The sequence below is a fragment of the Streptomyces sp. NPDC050416 genome, from assembly GCF_044458845.1.
Taxonomy (GTDB): domain Bacteria; phylum Actinomycetota; class Actinomycetes; order Streptomycetales; family Streptomycetaceae; genus Streptomyces.
The window spans coordinates 41,557-63,534 of record NZ_JBITII010000021.1 but is presented as its reverse complement, the minus strand read 5'-3'; the positions used below and the strand labels follow the sequence as shown (position 1 = coordinate 63,534).

At 69.6% G+C, this 21,978-nt stretch carries 6 protein-coding genes; 5 read left to right on the top strand and 1 reads right to left on the bottom strand.

What is annotated here, in order from left to right:
- Positions 1–700: 700 nt before the first annotated feature.
- On the bottom strand, positions 701–934 hold the full coding sequence (locus tag ACIBL4_RS39225) for a hypothetical protein (protein WP_399416621.1): 234 nt from the start codon (positions 932–934) through the stop codon (positions 701–703).
- A 392-nt stretch (positions 935–1,326) separates the two neighbouring features.
- On the opposite strand from ACIBL4_RS39225, the gene ACIBL4_RS39220 reads away from it, so the two are divergent.
- The 5 genes from ACIBL4_RS39220 to ACIBL4_RS39200 all read left to right on the top strand — a co-directional run bounded on the left by ACIBL4_RS39220 (position 1,327) and on the right by ACIBL4_RS39200 (position 21,621).
- Complete coding sequence (locus tag ACIBL4_RS39220) at positions 1,327–2,715, top strand: helix-turn-helix domain-containing protein (RefSeq protein WP_399416626.1); 1,389 nt, start codon at positions 1,327–1,329, stop codon at positions 2,713–2,715.
- 281 nt (positions 2,716–2,996) lie between these two features.
- A protein-coding gene (locus ACIBL4_RS39215; protein ID WP_399416625.1) for an IS5 family transposase occupies positions 2,997–3,793 on the top strand; the annotation gives its coding sequence in 2 pieces (ribosomal slippage) (positions 2,997–3,332 and positions 3,335–3,793; 795 coding nt in all).
- A gap of 227 nt (positions 3,794–4,020) precedes the next feature.
- Positions 4,021–11,643, top strand: a complete 7,623-nt coding sequence (locus tag ACIBL4_RS39210; RefSeq protein ID WP_399416620.1) for a SpvB/TcaC N-terminal domain-containing protein — start codon at positions 4,021–4,023, stop codon at positions 11,641–11,643.
- The gene (locus ACIBL4_RS39205) at positions 11,640–21,242 is read left to right on the top strand and encodes a neuraminidase-like domain-containing protein (protein ID WP_399416619.1); all 9,603 of its coding nucleotides are present in this window, start codon (positions 11,640–11,642) and stop codon (positions 21,240–21,242) included. Before ACIBL4_RS39210 ends, ACIBL4_RS39205 begins: the two co-directional genes overlap by 4 nt.
- A gap of 22 nt (positions 21,243–21,264) precedes the next feature.
- A complete protein-coding gene (locus ACIBL4_RS39200) occupies positions 21,265–21,621 on the top strand; it encodes a nucleotidyltransferase domain-containing protein (RefSeq protein WP_399416618.1) in 357 nt (118 codons plus the stop codon).
- Positions 21,622–21,978: the final 357 nt, after the last annotated feature.

Here is a 21,978-nt window from a genome sequence, read left to right as displayed (position 1 = left end):
TCTCATCGCCGCCATAGGGCAGGGACTACGCAAAGCGATGACCATCTGGCGCCGGCGAAGGAACGACCACGGAAGGCATGACGCCCCGCCGGAATAAGCTCGTGCTCTATGTCGGCGGCTTCGTTGATGTCAGCAGCACGGGCGGTGTCGCCGTCGATACGGACGAAGCCACTCTTCGAAGAGCGCCATGGGCCGACCTTCGTCTTCGGCAACCAGCGTCATTCCGAGGTCTATGAGGGGCTTGATGGCCTGTGCTATTCGAAAGCCGTCAGGGTCCGGGCCGTCCAGAGCCGCCCAGCTCTCGAATAGCGCACGGCCCCCTTCCCATCCGGGCCCCGGGATGAAGTGGCTGCGATGTGCCCTTCTGACACCCCCGCGTCGGCGGGGAGGACTTCGCAGCCTCCACCAGGCCGTCAAGCCCGAGCGGAACACCCCCGCGTCGGCGGGGAGGACCAGGTCAGCCACAACGAGCGGTACGGCTGGTCCGGACCCCCCGCGTCGGCGGGGAGGACAGCCGATCCCGCGCGATCCGGCCGGCCTGGACCGGACCCCGGGTTCAGGAACCTGTGCACGAAGGCCGGCTCACCTGCAGGTGCACCGAAACCCTCCCGTCCCGGCCCTGGCCGACCACCGGGTTCGAAAAACCGCCGTCCCGCCACCCGTCGCGACGTGGGCAGAGTCCTCGCCATCGGCGAGGCGTTCAGCCGACCTGCCCACCACAAGGTGGGCACAAAGCCACGCCGAACTGGTTAAAAGACAAGCTTAGCTCGGAGCCGAGGCCGACCAGGGCGTCGGGGATGCCGCAGGTGCGGTGCATCGGTGGTGACAAGCCGCCAAGAACGCTCAATAGTTGAGCAAACAGAATCGCCATAATGATCAGATCTAGGCCTTGAAATGAAAAGAGTCGACCCATCCAGTGGGTCGACTCTTTCATGTGCCCTCTCGCGCGCCAACACGTCAGGCACGTATTCCCTGTTCATCGCGGTTGGAGCAAAGGAAGCAGGGCACCGTCGCACTGGGCGGCGGTGGTACGGAAAGTATGGGAAGCAAATGACCACGTCCCCTTCTAACCGCGAGACGAAGCGATTCAAGCGGCCGACAGGGGCATTCGAACAGAATCGACTGCGAGGTAAAGCGCCTGGCCAGAGGTTGATTAAGAACGTCCCTACCGGAATGCAGGATTTTTCCGGCCCGGGACATGAATGGTTTAACCATCATCCGTGTGCGCGATAGGCCATTCAGGTGGCAGGATGCTGTGCGGCTTCCCGGTAGCGCCAACTACTGCGAAGCGTCGGCTTGTTGGAGCAAAGCCTACGCGGTCCGCTGATGCGTGCCGCATGTGATGTAAGCAGGGCCCGTGCACCGTGGCCCTTCATGGATATATGGAGAGAGGCAGTGGGGCGACCAGAGAATCCGATTCCGGATCCAGTGAGTCCGCTGGGAAGACTTGCTGTTGCCTTGCGCAACGGCCGTCGGGGAGCGGGCCTTTCCTATGCTGCGCTGTCGGAGCGGACGCGGTCCGTCAGCCCGGGAACGTTGCAGCGGGCAGCCTCGGGTGCTGTTCTGCCCAAGCGGGAGGTCGCGCAGGCCTATGCCCGTGCGTGCGGCATGGACGTCGATGAGATCACCCGGCTGTGGCACGCGGCCCATCGCGGGAGCCTTGGCGGACGGAGTGACAGCAGGAGCAAGGGGCCGGAGCCGCGTCCTGACCTTGTCAAAGACATGCCCGGCTTGTGCGCCGCGTTGGAGGTTTTGCGGCCGGCCAACGGGGCGCCGTCCTTCCGGATGATGGAGCGCAGGGCGCGGGCCACCGGCAAGGATCTGTCGCGCAGCACCGCCTTCCGGATCTTGACCGGCAAGCAGGTGCTCAATTCTATCGACTGCCTGGAAGCCCTCCTCGTCGCCTGCCAGGTGCCGCCGCGGGACCGCAAAGTGTGGTTCGATGCCTGGCTTCGTGTGCAGCGGCACGCCGTCGACGCCCGCCGGGACTCTGACGAGCGCGAGGAGATGAAGCAGCTTGAGTCGGTGGTCGCCGACAACGGCCGCGGCCAGGTGTCGCAGGAGACCGCCGTCAGGATGCTGCGGAAGGCCGGCTTCGATGCGCTGGAACGCTACCGCCGTTTCGATGCGCCGTGGACGGTGGAATGCGTGCAGTGCGGGGCCACGTTTCGCATCCGACTGTCCGATGTCGTACTGACCCAGACGGCGTGCCCGGACTGCCCCAAGCTCAATGAACACGTGCGCGAGGCCTGGGCGGAACTTCTGACGAACCCATCCGGGTCGCTCAGCCGTCAGCTCGTACGCGCGCTGCGCGCCGCGACGGTGCTGCCGGCCCGCCTGCAGCGCGGCCACCTGGACGTGCCCGTGTTCGTGACCGACCGCACCACCCTGCCCACCCTGCAGTCCGGTTCGTGGCACCCCGCCTTGGAAGAGGCCCTCCGGCGGCATATCCGCCGACCGTTCAACCTGGACGTCCTAGTGGTCCAGAACTACGACACCATCCCCACACCTCGGAACGGGCACCGGCACCTCCGGCTCGCCAAGGCCGCAGGCCTGATGGACAGTCCCCTCGAGCTCTATCCGCCTAAGAAGGCGGACCGGACCAACAGCACCTCGAAGCCCGGAACAGCCCCGCGGCGACATGCCACACCCTCCGGCGCCGTCCGCGCTGCCACGGCAATCCCCTCGAAGCCGACCAGCAACAGCGGAGCCTAAGACCGCTTCCGGACCGCCGCAGGCCCTCAGCGAGACCATGTGACGCGGCTGCCGACGCCGCGATGTCCAGCGGCAGGACGCCGGACACCCACGGCGTGCGAACCAGCAAAGCTGGTCACGCAGGGGCACTCCGGTTCTACGGACAGTTCCAGCGTGTTGCCGCCTTGCTGAAGAAACTACCAGAGCCAAGGGCTTGCCGGTGGTGATCACCCTTCAGTCCCTGCTGATCGCTCTAAGACGTCGTCTCATTTGGAGTGCTGGGTAGTCTGCACTGTGTGGTGATGGTCGAGCGCATAGTGCCGGATGAGTTGTGGGAGCTGTTCCAGCGGGTGGTCCCACCTGCTCCATCACGGCCACAGGGCGGCGGCCGGCGCCGGTACGGGGATCGCGAGGTGCTGGCCGCGATCGTCTTCGTGGCCACGACGGGCTGCACCTGGCGGCAGTTGCCGCCGGTCTTCGGCCCGTCGGGGCCGACGGCACACCGGCGCTTCACCGAGTGGACCGCCGCCCGGGTCTGGGCGAAGCTGCACCGCCTCGTCCTTGACGAGTTGGGCTCGCGCGGAGAGCTGGACTGGTCGCGCTGCGCAATCGACTCGGTGAACATGCGGGCCCTGAAAGGGGGGAACTGACAGGTCCGAATCCTGTCGACCGGGGCAAGAAAGGCTCGAAGATCCACTTGATCACCGAGCGGACCGGTTTACCCCTCTCGATTGGGATCTCGGGCGCGAACCTGCACGACAGCCAGGCACTCGAGCCGCTCGTGCGCGGCATCCCGCCGATCCGCTCCCGTCGCGGCCCGCGCAGGCGACGGCCCGCCAAACTACACGCGAACAAGGGCTACGACTACGACCACCTGCGCCGATGGCTACGCAAGCGAGGCATCCGGCACCGCATCGCCCGCAAGGGCATCAAGTCCTCCACCCGGCTGGGCCGGCATCGCTGGACGATCGAGCGCACGATGTCCTGGCTGGGCGGATGCCGCCGCTTGCACCGCCGCTACGAACGCAAGGCCGAGCACTTCCTGGCCTTCACCGCCATCGCCAGCAGCCTCATCTGCTACCGCAGACTCACCAAATGAGACGACGTCTAAGACCGTGTCCTACATGGTCTTAGTATCGCGATCTACAGCTGAGTATTGCGCCGAACAGGTCGACCACAACGCCTGAAGCTTGCATTTGGCGGGAGGACGCTCGAATCTGAATATGGCTCGGTGCGGCATTACCCGTTGACACGGCCGATCCTGCGCTTGGCAGCAGGTGCATCTGGTGTCGAGTCGGCCGGGTGTGCGCGGAGGGCAAAACAAGCATGACGCTTGAGTACGACCACGCGAGACACGGCAACGGCAACCATGCAGCGCCCGGTGCCGCGGCGGGCGAGGCCAGGGGCGCGGCGGACGTGTTCACTGCGGGCGCGTCGGCCACACTGAGCGGCCTGCCGTATGCGGCCTCGCCACCCCCGGCGCCTCTGGGTGCGCCCCATCTGGAACTACCGCGCGGCGGAGGCGCGCTACGCGGGCTCGCGGAGTCGATCTCGGCCGGGCCGGCCGGGGGTGCGCAGCTCACCGTCCCGCTCGATCTGCCACCCGGCCGCAGCGGATTCGGGCCAGCCTTGGCCCTGCAGTACTCGTCAATGGGAGGCAACGGTCCATGGGGCTTGGGCTGGAGCATCGGGCTCGGCGGTATCTCGCTACGAACCGAACGCGGGGTCCCCAGCCACGACGGCGAGGATGAAGTCGTCATCGGAGCCGACTTGCTGGTGCGCGGCCGTGACAGCGCCGGCACAGTCGTCGAAAGCCCTCGCATGCTGCACGGCACGCCGTTCGTCGTCACGCGGTTCCGTCCGCGGATCGAGCGCGCCTTCGCCAGGATCGAGCGGTGGCGCAACAGCGGCGATCCTACGGATGTACGCTGGCGCGTCCTCGACGGATCGAACATCACGACATGGTTCGGCGTCGATGACGAAAGTCGCATCGCCGACCCCGACGACCGGCGCCGCATCGGCACCTGGCTGCCCAGCCTGTCCTACGACGACCGTGGCAACGCCATCCGCTACAGGTACCGCCCCGAGGACTCGGTGCGGGTCGCGGCCACGCCCTCCGAGGCGAACCGGACCGCCCGGCAGCGCGGCACCAACCGGTACTTGAGCACGGTGCACTACGGCAACCTCACCCCGTACCGGCCCGACCTCGGCACCGACGGCGCGCCTGCCCCGGAGCCCGAGGACTGGGCCTTCACACTCGCGTGTGACTACGGAGACCACGGCGACCCGGCCACGGCCAACGAGCCCGACGGCAACTGGCCGACCCGGCCGGACATCTTCTCCAGCCGACGGTTCGGCTTCGAGGTGCGCACTTACCGCCGCTGCCACCGTCTGCTGGTGTTCCACCGTTTCCCGGAGCTCGGTCATGACCCCGTGCTGGTGACGAGCACCTCGTTCAACTACGGCGGCGACGACCCGCAGGCCCTCTCCCTCCTCACATCGATCACCCGTACCGGCCACGGCGAGGACGGCAGTACGGCGACACTGCCGTCCCTGGAGCTCTCCTACACACCATGGCGGATCGCCGACGCCGTCGAGACGGTCGCGGCGGACGAGGCGGTCGGAGCGCCGATCGGCATCGATGGCGTCACGTGCGAGTGGGTCGACCTCGACGGCGACGGCGTTCCCGGCATGCTGAGCCGCACCGCGGACGGCTGGTTCTTCCAGCGCAACCTGAGCCCGCTCGGCGACGTACAGCCAGGAGCCGTAAAGCCCCGCGTCCGCTTTGCCGCACCTGAGCCGCTGCCCGAGCAGCCGACCGGACTCCCGCTAGCGGCCCGGTCCCGTGCGGTGCTCGCGGACGTGGACGGGGACGGGCAGGCCGACCTGCTGGTGGCCGACGGGCCGGCCCCCGGCGCGGCGGTCCGCCGGGGTGCGCAGTGGTTGCCGTTCGCCGCATTCGCCGACGCGCCGGGCCAGGCGGACACGACGGCCATCAGCAGCCCGACGGCGCTGGTGGACCTGACCGGCAACGGACTGCCCGACGTGCTCGTCGGCGACGGGCAGGCGGCCCGCTGGTACCCCGGGCTGGGGCTGGACGGTTTCGCTGCCGCCCAACCGGTGCGGCTGCTCGCGGGTGCGGACGACCAGCCGGAGACCCTGCTTCTGCACGCTGACCGACATCGGGCCGTGCTGCTGGCTGACATGGTCGGCGACGGGCTCGTCGACTTGGTCGAGGTGACGCGCACCGCGGTGCGATACCTGCCGAACCTGGGCCACGGGACGTTCGGCCCGCCGGTGGTGATGGACGCCGCCCCCGCTCTGGACACCGCCGACGGTTTCGACACGGCGCGCGTCCTCCTCGCCGATATCGACGGCGCCGGTGCCGTCGGCCTCATCTACCTCGGCGGCGACGGCGCCACGATGTATCGCAACCGGTGCGGGAATTCGTGGAGCACCCCTGTACCGCTGCCCGGCACCCCCGGCACCGACGGATTGACCACCGCCGCGGTGGTCGACCTCCTGGGCCGCGGCACCGGCGCGTTGGTCTGGTCCAGCGGCGCCCCCCAGCCGGACGGCCGGGCCATGCACTTCCTCAACCTGGCCGCGGCCGGCAAACCGTATCTGCTCAGCGGCTACGACAACGGGTTCGGCACGTCCGTCAGTTGCGAGTTCACGCCGTCGACGTTCTTCGCGCTGTCCGACCGGCTGGCGGGCCGACCATGGCCGACCCGACTGCCATTCCCGGTGCACTGTGCGAGCCGCACCGTGGTGTCCGACGCCGTAAGGGGCACCACCTTCACCACCGAACGCGACTACCACCTCGGCCATTACGACGGCGTTGAGCGGCAGTTCATGGGTTTCGGACGGGTCGACACCCGCGACATCACCGGTCTCACCGACGGCCCGGCCGACATCCCCCCGATTCTGGTGCGTCGCTGGTTCTCCACTGGGGCGACCGCACCCGCGGGTGCCGGGAGCCTGCACACGAACCGTCACGAATACACGGACGTGTCCGCGCCGGTGACCCCCGAGGCCGATCCTCCGGCGGGCCTGCGCCCCAGCGAGGTGAGGCACGCCGCCCGGGCACTCGCCGGCCTGGAGTTGCGCGCCGAGACGTTCTCGCTGGACGGGCCGGGGACTATGGCCGTGCTGTACGCCGCGTCCGAGACGTCCGCCCGGCTGCGGCTGCTGCAACCCGCGGCCTCCGGCGAGGCACCGGTCTTCCAGGTGCTGCCCGCCGCCGAGACGCACTATGCGACGGAACGGGACGCCGACGACCCGAGGGTCACGCAACAGATGGTGCTCGCCACCGACGACCTCGGCTGCGTCACCCTCAGCGCTACGGTGATCCACCCCCGCCGAGTCACCCAGTCCGGGATTCCGGCCGAAGTCGTCACCGCGCAACGCAAGCTGACCGTCACGTGCACAGCGGTCGACCACACCGCCGACGTGCCCGGCGCAGATGTGCACCGGCTTCGTACCGCCTTCCGCACACGGACCTTCGAGCTGACGGGGGTGACGGTGCCAGACGGCACCGCCCCCGTCGCGGACGACCTCCACACCGCATTCACGTCCGCCACGGACATCGGGCCCGACGACGCCCCGCTGGCCACCGGGTTGGCGCGGCGGCTGGTCGGCCACGTAGAGGCGCGATTCCTGGCCGGCGACTTGAGCGGCCCGCTACAGGCCGGGCAGCAGGCCGCACACGGACTAACCGACCGCGGGTACCGGCTGACGCTGACCCGGGCGATGGCCGCCGACCGGATCGGCACACTGATGTCCGATGCCGACCTGGAGGCGGCGGGTTACGTCCACCTCGATGGGGACGACAACTGGTGGGCCCCGTCGGGCCGGGCCGTCTACCCGCCGGATGCGGCCGACCACTTCCTGCTGCCCGCCAGCTTCCGCGACGCGCTCGGCGTACCCACCACACTGGAACGCCGCCACCACCTGGTGATCACCGCGGCCGTGAACGCCCTCGGCCACCGCATCGAAGCCGACTACGACTTCCGCACCCTGCGAATTCGGCAGCTCACCGACGTCAACGGCAACCGTACGGCGGCCCGTTTCGACCCGCTTGGCGCCGTCACAGCCACCGCGATCATGGGCAAGGCGGGCGCCGGCGAGGGCGACACACTGGACGACCCGACCGTGGCGTACAGCTACGACCTGCACCGCTGGCGCGCCCAAGGGCTCCCAGCGGTCGTCCGGGAGCTGGCGCGCGAGCAGTTCGGCACGGCAAACCCGCGGTTCCAGGAACGCCGCATCTACTTCGACGGCGCCGGCGCGCCGGTCATGACCAAGGCACAGGCCCGCCCTGGCCCGGCAGGACATTGGGACAAGTCGGCTGGCACGCTCACCACCGTCGACACCACCCCGGCTCCGCGCTGGATCGGCTCCGGCCGCACCCTCCTCAACAACAAGGGCCTGCCGATCCGGCGGTACGAGCCGTTCTTCTCCGACACCGGCGAGTTCGAGTCCGCAGACGCCATGGTGGCGGCAGGCGTCGCCGACACGCTCTTCTACGATCCGCTGGGCCGCCCGGAAAGGGTCGAGCGCGCCGACGGCAGCCTCGCGCGCCTCGAACGCGGCGCGTGGCAGATCCGCGCCTTCGACGAGATCGACACGGTGGCGGACAGCCGGTGGTACGCCGAACGCGGCAGCCCCGACCCATCCGACCCGGAGCCCGCCGACCCACAGACCCGGGCGGCGTGGCTCGCCGCCGCACACGCGGAAACGCCGTCGCGCACCCACTTCGACCCGCTCGGCCGTGTGGTGCTGGAAGTCCAGGACTGCGGTGGCGGCGAGCTGCGCACCACCCGGTTCGCCACCGACCTCACTGGGCTGCGCACGCAGATCTTCGACAACCGGGACAGGCTGGTCGCCGCCTCCGATGCCGATCTCCTCGGCCGCGTGCTGGTCACGGACTGCGCCGAACGCGGGCGCACCGTCGTGGCATTCGACGTGCTGGGCCAGCCGGTGTGCAGCCTCGACGCGAGCGGCCGCGTGCTGCGCGTCACACGCGACGCACTCCACCGCGCGGTGCGCGCCTTCGCGTCGGACGGCGGCGCCGCGGCAACCCTGCTGTCGCGGACCGTGTACGGCGACGAAGCACCCGGAGCTGCCGCACGCAACGCCGTCGGGCGCGTCGTCACCGTGTACGACGAATCCGGCCGCGTGGACGTCGACGGGTACGCCTTCACCGGCGCGGCCACCGGCGCCACCCGCCGGTACACCGCACGGCTCAGCGGCCTGCCGGACTGGACTGAAGTCGACGCCGCCGCCAATCCGGCCGCTGCCGCGGAACCGCTGCTCCAGCCGGACCACTGGCACACGTCCGCCCGCCAGGACGCCCTCGGCCGCCCGGTCAGCGTGACACTCGCGGACGGAACCGTCGTCACGCCGACCTTCGACATCGGCAACCAGCTCGCCACCCTCAACGTCCAGACAGGCGGCACCGGCCCTGTCGTCACGCTACTGGCCGGGCAGGACCACGACGCCGCCGGGCGGCCTCTGAGCGTGCTGCTGGGCAACGGACTGCGCACCGCCTACCGCTACGCCCCGGATAGCGGCCGAGTCACCGGCGTGCTCACCGCGGATGCGGCTGGTTCCCCGGTGCAGGACGTCGGCATCGCCTACGACCCCTTCGGCAACGTCACCGGCATCACCGACGGCGCGCAGCAGACGCGGTTCTTCGCCAATGCCGTCGTCACGGCCGAGCGTACGTACCGCTATGACGCGTTGAACCAGTTGGTGGCCGCGACCGGCCGGGAGCTGGCCGCGCTCGGCATGCCCGACGGCGGCGACACCCCGGTGCGTCCGTTGCCGCACGTCAACGACACGGCGGCGGTACGCCGATACGAGCAGCGGTACAGCCTCGACGACCTGGGCAACATCACCGAGATTCAGCACATCGCCGGAGGGAACGGCTGGCGACGGCGGTTCCAGTACGCAGTGGACCTTGACCCGGCTGACCGCACCAACCGGCTTGCCGCCACCAGTGCGCCGGGGGATCCGGACGGGATCTTCTCGCAGACCTACACCTACGATCCACTGGGCAACCTGCGCACACTGCCGCAGGTGAGCCGCCTGGACTGGGACCCGCTCGGCCGGCTCGCCGGCGCAGACCTCGGCGGCGGCGGAACCGCCGCCTACGGGTACGGCACCGGCGGGAACCGGGTACGGAAGGTCGTCGACCGCGGCGGCCTGGTCGTGGAGACGCTGTACCTGGGCGGCGTGGAGGTCGTCCGGGAGTGGCTCAACGGCACGCTGGACGCCGAACGGCGGGCCGTGCACGTGCCCGGAGACAACGGCCGACTGGCGCAGATCGACCGGCAAACCGTGCAAAGCGGCGCGCCCGTGACCGTCGATCCGGTCGTCCGGTGGGTGCACGGAGACCTGCTCGGCTCGGTCGCCGTGACGACCGACGAGTCCGGTGCGCCGATCGCATACGAGGAGTACCACCCGTACGGCACCACCGCCTACCGGTCCCACCGCGCCGGCGAGGGCGTGAGCCTGCGCCGGTACCGCTTCCTGGGCCGGGAACGCGACGAGGAGACCGGGCTGCAAACCCTCGGCACCCGCAACTACTCCCCCTGGCTGGGGCGCTGGGCGAGTCCCGACCCGGCCGGCCAGGTCGACGGGCCGAACCTTTACCGGTATGCACGCAACAACCCCGCCACGCTGGCCGATCCGGGCGGTATGGCGCCGCACACCGAGAGGATCGTGCCGGCGACGATCACCGCCCCCGCCGAGTTTGCCGCGTGGGCGCGGCAGGCCGGCATCGCGTACACCGGTACGCCCGTCCAGAACAAGGCCGGGGACTGGCACGTGGAGACCTGGACAAGGGTCGCGGCGGGAGCCGGCGGCCCGATCGGACCCCCGGGCGATCCCCGCGCAACCGATAAGCCGCCAGACGCAGGCGCGGGCGGCGGCGCGGGCCCGGATGCCGGGAGCGACAGCTCCGGTGGCCTGCCGGGCACGGGGGCAGGCCATATCGGCGACAACGAGACGGGTGGTGCCGGGGCCGGAGATATCGGCACCGGACAGGGCGCCGGTGCCGCGGACGAGGGCACGGGCGCCGGCACCGATCGCGCCGCACTCGGCCCGGCCCCCGAAGAGCTCCGGCAGGCCGCGCAGGAGATCGCCCGGCCGACCAGTGTCACCGGGACCCGGCCGCGCGGCACACTGCACCTGTGGTCCGGCCCTGCCGGCAAAGCCGAGGCGAAGGCTGCCATCGCCCGTGACAAGTCCGGCTGGATGATGGGCGACATCAGCGAGGAACCCGGCGTACGCCCGGGGGTTCCCACACCGGAACACGCCAAGGCGGAGGTTGAATTCGCCCATGCCAAGGCCAGTGCCCCAGGCGGCATGCTCCCGCCTGAGGAGATGGACCGGATCTGGGGCGACCCTTCGGCATCGGTCGTCGGCAGGGGCGCCTTCGCTGGCCATCCCGTCGAGGCGCACGGCGATCCGGCGCCAACCTCGATCCAGGTCACCCGGGAATGGCCGGCCCGTCGGTTCGGCGGCGGCTTGTCCGGCGGATTGTCCATCGGCACCGGAATGTTCCAGGCCCTTGTCGGCGGCCAGGACCCCAACGCCGGGGTCGCGATCGGCTCGGTGCTCGCCGGCGTGGGCGAGACGACCAGCGGCATCATCTATGCCAGCGGCGCGCTCGTCGGCGCGACCGGGGCGATGACCATCGGTGCCGCAGGAGCCACGTTCTTCGGTGGTGCCGGGGCGGCGATCGGGTTCGGCGCCGCGTCGGTGCGCGCTGCCGAGCAAGGCGACACGGTCGGCGCCCTCGTCAACGGTCTCGGCGCGGTCGGCGGACTTCTGCTCATCGCTTCTCTGTTCACCCCCGTCGGCTGGGTCGGTCTGCTCGGCCTCGGCTTGGTCGCCTTCGCGTCGGGCTTCAACATCGGAAGGTGGCTTGCGTCACGATGAGCACTGCACGTGACTTCTCTCTGTCCCAGCTTGTGGACCGGCTCGCGGTGCCCAAGCCTGCTGTCGTGACCGTGCTGCAGGCGCTGAGCCGAGTGGGGATCAATACGCCCGAGACCCCCACGCGCGCCAGCCGGGTGCCTGCCGCCGCCGCGGCCCTGCGCGAGTTCCAGCAGCGGGCCGGGCTGCCGGCGACCGGCACCGCCGATCCCGCCACACTGACACGGATGCGCGACGAGATTGCCTCGGCGGCCGCCATCGCGACCCGGTATCGCACCGGGAAACTCCACCAGTTGCTGTCCGACGCCGGGTACGCACCGGACGCGGCCGAGATGCAGGGCCGCTCCGCGGGCCCGTCCACCATCGCTGCCCTGTCCCGCTTCCAGTCCGCCGCCGGCCTACCCGAGTCCGGCCTGGCCGAACCCGCGACCATCACGGCGCTGCGCGACCGCGCGGTGACCCGCAGGCTCGGATCCAAGAGGCAGATCGCCAAGTTGCAGAAGACGCTGCTGCGGGCCGCCCGGGTCCGCGGGATGCAGCTGCACATCGACGCGGAGGAAATGCGCACACGGCAGCTCGGCCCGTCCACCCTCTCCGCTGTCCAGGCCCTCCAGGAGAGCCTTCGGCTGTCGGTGACGGGCACCGTCGACGCGGAGACCTACGACCGGATCTCCGCAATCGCGGCGAGCAAGGCTGGCCCGGCGCCGGTCATGGGCCGTCCGGACCCCTCGGACGTTGGACTCGTGCGGCGCCAAGTGCGGCTGAACATGACCAATGCGGACGTGTCCGCCCTGCACAAGGCCCTGGCGCTGTTGGGCCACCAGCCGGCGGAGCGCGAGTCCAAGGCGGGCACGTTCGGCCGGTCCACCCGAGGAGCGGTCCTCGCCTTCCAAGCCTCCCGGGGACTGACCCGCACCGGCGCAGTGGACCGGGCGACGCTGCGGGAACTGAACGCGGCCGTAGCCGAGGCCGCACCCATGACCGCCCTGCCCGCCCGCATCCGCGGCAGCGTGCGCGACACCGCCTGGAAAGGCATCCCCAAAGCCACGGTGACCCTGCGTACCAACCCGCCCACCGGCACAGGCGTCGAACTCGGCACCCGTACCACCCTGGCCAACGGCTTCTACGACCTGCCGTACACGCCGCCGAAGGACGCGGCCGGCCGGCCAGTGAAGCCGCTCGCGCTGCGGGTCACCTTCACCGCACCGGACGGTGAGCCGATCGGCACCAAGGACCTGATCGACCCGACGGCCATCGCGTGGGCCAACTACACGCAAGGGCCCTATCCGTACGCCGGTCCAAGCCTGCACACCCAGCATCTCGCCGCCGTCGCGAAAGCAGGTGTCGATGACGTCCTCACCCTGATCGAGACCGCCGACCGGCACGACGTGACCCGCGTCGCCCAGCTCGCCGGGATCACCCAGGACGACGTCATGCGGTTGATCCTGGCCCGGCGTGCGGCCGCCGAACTCGGCGGGCAGCTCGATGCGGACGTGTGCTTCGGGTTCCTCGCCCAAAGCCTGCCGTCAACACTGCCGCCCGATCTGCTCGCCGAGACCCACGACTGGACGCTCATCGACCAGCTCACGGACCGGACGGCGGCGGGAATCGCCCTCGCCGACACCGCCCTCGCCGACTCCGTGCTCGACACCGCGCTCCAGCAGAACCTGGTGCCGGTCACCGTTGCCGCTCGCAGAGACGAAATCCGGGCCGCGTTCGGCGACGCCCGCCGCCGCTTCGCCCTGGACCAGCCGCTGCTCGCCGGCAACGGCACCCTGCGTGGCCTCTTGGAGGCATCCACGGTCCCGCAGGCGTTCCACCCGGACATCGCCGACGCGTTCGTCACTGCCGGCGGCCTCGGCGACCGGTTCTTCACCGCGCTTCGGGACACCCCGGTGCTGTACGGCGGTGACGCGGCGATCGACGACCTTCAGGCGGGCGTCGAGATCGGCACGGTGGCGAAGAACCACCTTCCGATGGTGCAGCTGCTGCGCCGGCGCATCGCAGATCCGGCCGATACCGAGCTGCGCACCACGCGGGACATGGCCCGGCTGACCGTGCCGCAGTGGGAGGGACTGATCAGCGACAACAACATCCCCACCCCGCCCGGCACCGACGGGACCATGGCCGCGGATCTCATCACCACATACGCCCGCACCATGGCGGCGCAGAGCGAACGCGTGTTTCCCACAGTGGCGTTGACCGCCGAGGTGGGGCGCAGCACGAGCACCCGCCTGAGCCGGACGGCCGAGATCGGCGCCCTGGTCGACGCGGCGCCCACACTGGAGCTGCGGAGCGTCAACGTCGACGCGTTCCTCGCGTCCAACAACCTCACGGTCGACGATCAGACACGCACCGAGCTGAGGGTGCTGCAGCGCGTGCACCGGCTCGCCGGGACGGCGGCGACGGCCCGCGCGCTGCTGGAGCAGGGCCTGCACAGTTCCCAGCAGATCGTGGCGCTCGGCGAGGGAGAACTGGTACGCCGTCTGGACGCGTCCGGAGTAGACCAGCGGACCGCGCTGACGGTGTTCGGGTACGCCGAAATGCAGTACGCCCAGGTACTGGGCCGACTGGCCGAGTTCCGCTCAGAATTGCAGGCGGCCACCCCCACTGCGCTCGGCCCGCAGGTACTGACCAGCTTGCAGCGGACGGAGCTGCTGGGCGACGTCCCCGACCTGGAGATGCTCTTCGGGCCGGTCGACGTGTGCGACTGCCCGGAATGCGCGTCAGTGTACGGTCCGGCGGCCTACCTCGCCGACCTGCTGCGGTTCCTGGACGCGTACCCGGCTGAGACCGGAGGCCGTTCGGTGCGCGCGGTGCTCGCCCAGCGCCGACCCGACCTCGGCAAGGTCCACCTGGACTGCGCCAACACCGAAACGCCGCTGCCCTACATCGACCTGGTCAACGAGATCCTGGAGGCCGCGGTGCCGGGGGCGGCGGGCAACACCGACCGCCAGACCACACGATCGGCGGACGAACTGCGCGCCGCACCCGAGCACATCGACACCGGTGCCTACGACACATTGCGCACTGCCGACGCGCCCATGTCCTCCGCGTTCGACCTGTGGCAGGAACAGACCCGGGTGTTCACCGCCCACCTCGGGGTCCCGCGCTGGCAGCTCATGCAGTCCGTCGGCGCCGCCCCCGCCGTGGACGTCGCAGCGGAGTACTTCGGCATCTCCAGCCACGAGACCACACTGATCGTTACAGCACAGCCGGACGCCGCCCCCCAGAACGCGTTCTGGGGCTTCGACAGCAGCCGCGCGGAGATCGCCGTCCCGGAGATCCTGACGCACAGCCGGCTGCGCTACCCCGAACTTCTCCTGATGCTCCAGGCGGACTGGATCAGTCCGAACCCGACGCAGCGGGTCGTCCTGGCCCGCCCCGCCGACGTGGCGGACCTCGGGAAGCAGACGCTGCGCAACCTCACGCCCGCAGCGCTGGACCGCATCCACCGGCTGGTCCGGCTGCACCGGACCCTGCCGTGGGACTTCTGGGAACTGGACCTGCTGCTCCGGGCACCGCGGATCGCCGCGGGCACGCTCGACGCGGCCGCGCTGACCGCGCTCCACGCCGCGGCGCGACTGCGCGACTGGTTGCAGGTCGGCGCGGAGACGCTGGCCACCTGGTTTGGCACTCTTCCGACCACCGGGCACCCGGCCGCCGACGACCCCACCGACGCCACGCGCAACGCCCCTTCCGCCTACGCCCAGGCGTGGACGAACCGGTCGGTGGTCGACCCGCCCGACACGGAATTCACGCCGCCGGACGGCGGGAGTCTCACCGATCACCGGCGTACCGCTCTGGCCGCGCTGGCCGTCACCGAAGCCGAGCTCGACGCGCTGCTGGACCGCACCGGAACCACGCTGGACCTGACCACTCTGAGCGCGCTGTCGTCGTGGACCGGCCTCGCCCGCGCGCTGGGGATCAGCATCACTGAACTACTGCTCCTGGCCGACCTGCTCGGTCCCGTCGTGGCCGACCCGTTCGCAAATCCGGCGGCGATGCTCTCCTTCTTGGAAGCCGTCGACCAACTACGCCGCGGCAGTGCCGGAGGCGCCGAACTCGACCACCTGCTCAACGCCCGGCCCGAGTCGCCCCTCGCACTGGGTGACGACGCGGTGGCGGGGACGCTCGCCGCGCTGCGGGAGTCACTGCGCAGCAGCCCAGCCGGCCAACACGCCGGCCAGGTGGCCGGCTACCTGTCCGGGACCCTTCGCCTACCCCCCGCGGCGGTCAACCTTCTGCTCGCCATGAACGACGGTGCCGGACCGATGGCCGACGCGTTCGCCGACCCGGCGTTCACCGCCCGAAACGCGGCGGGCACGTACACCACGCCGATTACACCGGCCGCGTTCCCACGGCTGTTCACGGCCGCCCGGCAGCTTGCCAAGGCGGCCCGCGTCGTCGAGCTGGCCGATCTGGACGTCGATGGTCTCGAATGGCTGCTGGCCAACGACACCCGGATCGGCGCGCTGCGCCTGGCCGACCTGCCGGTGGACGCGGCGCCCCAGGCTCCGCTGGTCACCGGGTGGCTGGCGTTGCTGCGCTGGTCCTGGGCACGCAAGGCGCTGGACGGGCGGGCCGCCTCACTGGCGGCGGCGCCCGGCAGCGGCCCGGCCACGCCCGCCGTGACGGCGGTCGGCCTGATCGCCGCGGTGGCCTCCAGACAGTCACCCGCTGTGGTGCGCGCCATGGCGGGGTCGCTCACCGGGCTAGACGAGGGCACCCTCACCTCCCTGGACGCCAACGCCGCGGACCGGTACTGCGATCCCGCGTTCCTGCTGCGACTGGACGACCTCGCCGGGCAGGTTCGCCGGCTCGGGGTCGGCGCGGATGTCGCGTTCGGGTGGGCGGTGCGCGAGCGGGGTGCGCCGACCGAGGCGGAGATCGCCGCGCAGGTGCGGTCGGCGGCGAAGGCCAAGTACGACTCGTCAGGATGGCTCGCAGTGGTGACGCCACTGTCCGACACGCTCCGCGAGCGCCGGCGGGACGCCCTTGTGGCCCATCTGCTGGAGCACTCGGCCCGCACCGAACCGGAAAGCATCGTGGTCGCCGGCAAGCCGTGGGCCAATCCGCGCCGCTGGTCGAACGCCGACGACCTGTTGCGCTACTTCTTGGTCGACGTCGAGATGTCTGCCTGCGCGCAAACCTCACGGATCAAGCAGGCCATCGGCTCGGTGCAGATGTTCGTCCAGCGAGCGTTGCTCAACCTGGAGCGCCCCGACGTCCTCATCACCGCCGACGAACGCGCCGACACCGCGTCACTGGACTCGTGGCGACAGTGGAAGTGGATGAAGAACTTCCGGGTGTGGCAGGCGAACCGCAAGGTATTCCTGTACCCGGAGAACTGGATCACTCCCGAACTGCGCGACGACAAAACGCCGTTCTTCACCGAATTCGAGGCCGACCTGAACGGCGGCGAGGTCACCGCGGATCGCGCAGAGACCGCGCTGCGGCACTATCTGGAGAAGGTCCACGAGGTCGGGAACCTGGAGGTCGTCGGCATCCACCACGAGGTGGAGGACGACAACCCGTGGGACAACCTCCCGCCGACGACGAACGTCCTGCATGTCGTGGGCCGCACCCGCCACGACCCGCCCGCGTACTTCTACCGTACCTTCGACCTGACGGTGGGTACCTGGTCGCCGTGGGAACGTATCGAGGTCGACATCGCCGCGGACCAGGTCGTACCGGTCGTCTACAACCGGTTGCTCCACCTGTTCTGGCTGCAGATCGGCGAAAAGCAGGCCAAGACCAGCCGGCAGCCGGCCGCGCAGCAGACAACCGGCACCCAGCGCGCCCCCGAGCCGCCGAAGCAGATGGAGATCCGGCTCGCCTGGACAGTACGCCGCGATAAGGGCTGGCAGCCGAAGCGGGTGGCCCGGCAGGTGCTCGTGCACCCGTGGCAGCGGCCGATGTCGTCGTACACACTCAAGCCGCGGTACCGCGTGTCGGACAACACACTGTGGCTCGATGTGTACATCTCGATGAGCCTGGAGTTCAACAACACCCAATTCTGGGATCCCTACACCGGTGGCTACAGCTTCGCCACCGCCCGCCGGTTCGACGAGTCCGCGTGGCCCTGGCACTCCTCGTCGTTCGTGTTCAACGGTCAGGTGACCGACCTCATGCTGAAGCCGATCGCCGGCCAGTACCACGTGCTCGACGGGGCCGGAGTGCCGTCGGAAGCGCTGGTCGCCACCGACTCCTACACGTATGTGCGCAGCCTCAGCGACCCGAGCGGACGCACCATCAAGCCATTGGTCTCCACCAACCGGGCGCCGCGCCAGGCACTGCCGACGGGCATGCACCTCGAGTCCGGCCGACTGGTGAACAACACCTGGACGCCGAACACCGGCCGGCTGTCGGTGCTGGAGGGCGGCGAGACCGTGGCGCTTCTAGCCGGGGCACGCGCGCCGTTCGCCGTCACCTATTCGGCGGTCCACCACCAGTTCGACACCGCATGGTGGGACCGGAGCCCGTTCTTCTATTCCGACACAGGCCGCACCTATTTCGTGCGCTCGGCATTCCATACCGTCGCCGTCGACTCCACGACAACCGTACAGCGCTTGCAGTACACGTTCCTGCCGTTCCAGCACCCGTACACCCAGCTGTTCATGCGGGAGTTGAACCGCAGCGGCGTCGATGGGCTGCTGAACCGCAAGATCCAGCGTTTCCCGGAGCAATATTTCCCGGCGAACACGTTCGATTTCGACACGGCGTACCAGCCGATCGCGCCGACCGCAGTTGCCGACCCCACCGCAAAACACGACACCCTGGACTTCTCCCGGTCCGGGGCAACGGCGGCGTACAACTGGGAGCTGTTCTTCCACGCCCCATTCATGGTCGCCTGCAAGCTGATGGCCAACCAGCGCTTCGCCGAGGCGCTGGACTGGTTCCACCGGATCTTCGACCCGACCAACGTCGAGGCGGTCGACACCCCGCAGCGGTTCTGGATCACCCGGCCGTTCTTCGAGCAGAACGACGCGTCCGACCGGGCCCGGCGCATCCAGGACATCCTCGCCAACATCGGCGCCAACGCCGAGGAAGTACGCGCATGGAAGAACAACCCGTTCGTGCCAGATCTGATTGCCCGCTACCGCCCAGTCACATATCAAAAAGCCGTCGTGATGCGCTACATCGACAACCTGATCGCCTGGGGCGACCAGCTGTTCCGCGGCGACACGATCGAGACGATCAACGAGGCCACGCTGCTGTACGTGCTGGCCGGCGAGCTGCTCGGCCGACGCCCCGAGCATGTCCCGGCGCTGCCGCGCCCGGCGAGGTCCTACGAGGACCTCGTCACCGACAAGGCGTTGGACATCTTCGGCAACGCCCAGGTCGAAGTGCAGATGGAGAACTTCATCGACCGGCCCACCGTCGTGGTCACCGATCCCCAGGGCAATGCGCTGCCGATCCTCGACCTGACGTACTTCGGCCTGCCCGCCAACGGCAACTTGCTGGCGTACTGGGACACCGTGGCCGACCGGTTGTTCAAGATCCGGAACTGCATGAACCTCGCCGGGAGCAAGCGCACACTGCCACTGTTCGAACCTCCCATCGATCCGGCGCTGCTGATCCGAGCGGCGGCCGCCGGCATCGACCTGGACAGCGTGCTGACCGACACGCCGGCCGCCGCATCCCCGTACCGGTACACCACCCTCGTCGCCCAGGCCCTGGAACTGACCGCAGAAGTACGAGCCCTGGGCGAGCGTGTCCTGGCAGTACTGGAACGCCGTGACGCCGAGGAACTCGCCCGGCTCCAAGCGACGAACGAAGCCGTCCTCCAACAACGGATCACGGACGTGCGCGTCGCGCAGGTCGCCGAGGCGACCGCGGCCCGGGAGGCATTGGAGACGGGACGCGACGCCCTGCAGAAGCGGATCAACCACTACTCGGCACAACCGCTGGTCAACGCCCCCGAGCAGGAAGCCATCACCCTGCACAGTCGCGCTCGCGTCAAGCAGACCACGGCAGCGGTGCTTCACGCCGGGGCCGGCCTGATGAACCTGGTACCCACGTTCTCCTTCGGCATCTCCGGGTTCGGCGGATCGCCGCAGGTCACCGCCTCCTACGGAGGCAGCAACATGGCCAGCTCGGCAGCCAGCTTCGCCGCGGGCGCCCAGACACTGGCCGCCATCGACACCGACCTGGCGTCCATGCTGGACAGCCAGGGCCTACGCCTGCGACAGTTCGACGCCAACCGGTTCGAGGCCGATGCCGCCCGTGCCGAACTCGGCCAGCTGGAAAAGCAGATCATCGCCGCCCGTCTGCGCGAGAAGGTCGCCGAGCACGAGCTGACCGCGCAACGGCAGGCAGCCGACAACGCCGCCGCGATCGGCGAATACCTGCACGCCAAGTACACCGAGCTGGAGCTGTTCGACTGGACGCTCGGCCAGCTGTCCACGGTGTACTTCCAGGCATACCAACTCGCCTTCGATCTGGCGCGCAAGGCCGAGGCGGCGTACCGATTCGAACTCGGAGACAAGAACAGCCCGCCCCTCGTCCAGTTCGGCTACTGGGACAGCCTCAAGAAGGGGCTGCTGGCCGGCGACCGGTTGGCTAACGACCTGCGCCGTCTCAAGACCGCCTTCCTGGACCACAACCGGCGCAAGCTGCAGGCGACAACGCATGTGTCGCTGGCCACGCTGATGCCGGGCAACCTGCTTGAGCTGAAGACGAGCGGGACGACGTCGATCGACGTGCCCGAGTGGGTGTTCGCCACCGAACATCCGGGCTGGTTCGACCAGCGGCTGCGCTCGGTGGCGGTCACGGTCCCGTGCACCACGGGCCCGTTCGTCGGCGTGCACGCGACGCTGACGATGACCGCGGCGGTGGTGCGGCTCAACGACACGCCGGCCGACGGGTTCGGCGACGCGCTCAACGCCCCCGACGCGCGGTTCGCCGCCGCCATGCCGCCGGTGACCTCGATCGCGACAAGCCACGGCAGTTTCGACCGCGGCGCACCGGTGAACGACGGCCTGATCGACGACCGCTACCTGGCCTTCGAGGGCGCCGGCGCGATCAGCAGGTGGACGATCACGCTGGACCCTCGGGACAACGCGTTCGATCTCTCCACCGTGACCGACTTCGTCCTGACGCTCGACTACGAGGGCCGGCAAGGCGGACCGCAACTGGTGGACCTCGCCCGCACGGCGGTCCGCGACGCGCTGCCGACGCACGGGGCGCGGCTGTTCGGCCTGGACACCGCGTACCCGGCAGCGTGGCTCCAGTTCCTACGGCCCGACGCGGGCGCGGAGCAGGTGCTGACGATTCCGGTAGGCAGTGGCGACCTCCCATACCGATTCCGGCACATGGCGGTGCGCCCGACCCGGACCGAACTCGTCCTGATGTCAGACCATCCGGAGGCGTTCGAGGTGCGCATCTCCCCGCCGGGCGGCACGTTCGGCGAACCTGTGGGCGCCACCGCCGACGAGGCCTTCGGCGGCATGCACCATGCGACGTCCGCGTTGCCGACGGCCGCGGCACTGTTCGGCGACTGGCGGATCTCCGTGCGGCGCAGCGGTGACGCCGGCTGGCAGTCGCTGCCGGAAGGGCTGATCACGCACGCCTGGCTGCTACTCCGGTTCGGGACGTGAATCCGTGACGGCGGATTCGCCCGTGCCGCAGTTCGTTGCGCGGCTGGCCGAACGGCTGGTCCGGGCGTGCGACCCGGACGAGGTCCTGCTGTTCGGTTCGTACGCCAAGGGGACCGCCGGCCGGGCCAGCGACGTGGATTTCCTGGTGGTGCTGCGCCGACCGCCGTCCGTGGCGCTGGAGCACGCCGCGGCGGGCTGCACGCGCGGTGCAGTCCCAGTGGACACGCTTCTGTTGGCCCGGGAGGAACTCGTGGCACTGGCACGGGATGAATACGGCTTCATCGGCGGGGCGATCCGCTCAGCCCAGCCGTTGTATGTGCGGCCCGGCACAAAATCAGTACTCAACGAAGTCATTCGAGTGCGTAGCGTTATTGACTGAGCAGAGAGTGAGAGTTAGTATCAGGCTTCCGGCAGGACTTAAAGGTGTTGCATTAAGGGTTGAATGGTCTGGAAGCAGAAATCGCGCCATCATAAAAAGCTGTCGGTTACAGAAAGAGACCTCGTCTTGAGCGGGGCTCTTTCGCTTTTCCGGGCCCTCTGAAGGCTGCTCCACCGGCCCGCTCGACCGGGAGAGAGCTGCCGGGAAGGTCATCAGGCCGGCATGGGACACGGTTACCCGGCCGAAGAGGCGGCCGCCCGGGAACGACCTCTTCGTGGTCACCGCGATGACCGCAGCACGGCAGGTGCGCGCACAGGTCCCGCACACGGCCGACCCCAACTCGCGAAGACCGGCACC